Genomic DNA, 2,161 nt, shown 5'->3' on the forward strand with positions numbered 1-2,161 from the left:
CCTGTTCCTCATACCCACGTCTTTCACGACATCGCTCTTTGTCGAGGGGAGCCACGGCGGAGCACTGAAGAGAAACGTACTGAAATCGCTCGCCGGAATTTTTGCGCTCCTCGTTCCGGCGGTTGTGGCCCTCTTCTTATTCGGAGAGTATATCCTCGGTTTGATCGGTCCGGATTATGTAGCAGGGCTCGAATTAGTCAAGGTCCTGGCGATTTCAAGTTTTTTCTTCTCGTTTTCGGAAGTATTTATTGCAATCAAGAAAGTTCAGTACGGGTTGAAGAGTCTGATCGTTATCAGCGCCATCATCTTCATCCTGCTTCTGGGATCCAGTTACTTTTTGATGCTGCAATTCGGGATCCTCGGCGTGGGGTATGCATGGATCCTGACATACGCGTTGATCGGCATCGTTGTCGTGCTGTCCATGGTCAGACGGTACGTTCTGTGATTCACCCTCCCACGCACATTTTCGGACGTCAGGGGTGAACGCCAATCCCGGGACGGCAGCAGCATGGAGGAAGTGTCACCCGTTCAGGTAGATCTCGCTCTGATGGTTTGAATACACCTTGTTGTTGCGGTTGATCGCGGGATATATCTCTTCGATGCTCCAGTAATCATAATACTCCTCAGGACCGCTTGCGGAACGCTCGACGATGTTATATGTCCCCAGATAGGTATATGCGCCCCAAACCGGTTTGAAATCCGTTTTGGGCAAAAAGGGGGGGTTCCTCGCGATGTTGCCGTAAGATGTCAATACATTATCTTTCCGTGTTCTATCCGCATAGACGATCGAACCGTCCTCCATGTACTCACCCAGCCAGCGGGCACCAAAAACGTCCTGCTCCGGTATGAACGTTCCATAGAAGACATTTTTCGGTGTATCGCCTCCGTATTTCGTGATCGAATCCTGGCTCAGCGCGATGGACGACGGCTGATCGTTGGCGCACTCGTAGACCCAACCCGTACTGAAGAGGAACAGCAGTGAGAAGAGAACCGAGATCAGTACCAGCGGTGTTCGTCCCGCGAGCCATCCGCTCCGGAGTTTACTGATATATGTTCCCGGCACTGTAAGTATGCTGATGCCGCCGATAACGCAGAGCGGGGAGAGGAAGATGAGCACAATCTGGTAGAGTCTTGAGGTGTTGAGTGTGCTGGAGAAGTTCGGCACGAGGACGCCCGCAACTCCGAAAAGGAGTGCAATAAAAGAGAACGCAACGTATTCTCTTGAAAAATCGATGTTGGTGCACCGGAGACAGATGGCGATGAACCCGACGACGATGAGTGCCAGAGTAATGAGGTGGAGGCCCTTGGCGACGGTATGCAGGGGCGATTGAGGAGTACTGATGAGAAGATCCAGTCCTTCGGTTGCCTCGGGGTTCAGCAGGTCCACGAAGATCGTATTCCCGATATGATCGATGATCGATACGATTGTATCGAAGGACGTCCCTCCCGCGACGAGCATATACCACCCGAGCGTAAACCCGGTAAAGAAGAGGACGTGGGAGAAGGTTATCGTCCTGCCGCCGTCTCTGTTCATGGAGTCTCCGCCTGACGATCTCTCCCCTGCCGCTTTCCGCAACCGTTTGAGAATAGGATGTCCGCGGGTTGCGGCAACTGAGGAGAGAGTCACGTACAGCCAGACCGCGATGAGGGAGAGCAGGTAGATATATGATGTTCCATAATGCGAGACAGCCAGAGAGGCACCGAATACAGCAAATAACGCGAAATTCGCTATCCTGGAAATATTTCTCGCGACCATTATCATGAGGAGGAGGACAAGAAAGAGTTCTGCAATCTCCTGACGCGCCAGAGAGGCCATTTCCGCGTAAAATATGATGAACGAGACGAAGAAGAAGCATGCAAGGAAAGCGCTCTTTGCCTCCACCTGTCTTCTGAAGACATGATACAGCCCCAGGGGCACAAGGGCGAAAGCAAGTGGATAGACTAATTTGAACACCCATGTCAGGTCCAGCCCCGTGATATACGAGTACATCGGAGCCAGCAGGACGACGGAGAGCATTGCGTTCACATTGCCGGGACTTGTGGCGTCCCAGAATGCGTTGTCTATGACGAGGTTTGCAAGGAATGTCTCGTAATGGATATCATAGCCCCAGAGGTACGGGGATATGAGCGATGTGTGAAGCAATAGCGAGATGGAAACAGA

The 2,161-nt window shown here is 52.2% G+C and carries 1 protein-coding gene and 1 pseudogene; one reads left to right on the forward strand and one right to left on the reverse strand.

Features of this window, described 5'->3' with window-relative positions:
• Positions 1 to 445: pseudogene (locus tag EI28_RS14510) on the forward strand (polysaccharide biosynthesis protein); the annotation flags it as partial.
• Between the two features lie 75 nt (positions 446 to 520).
• Here the strand turns inward: EI28_RS14510 and EI28_RS12165 are convergent.
• Positions 521 to 2,161: DUF2206 domain-containing protein (locus tag EI28_RS12165; protein ID WP_155937423.1), on the reverse strand; the 1,641-nt coding region annotated here is incomplete at its 5' end.

It is taken from the genome of Methanoculleus sp. MH98A (assembly GCF_000691865.1).
Lineage (GTDB): Archaea > Halobacteriota > Methanomicrobia > Methanomicrobiales > Methanoculleaceae > Methanoculleus.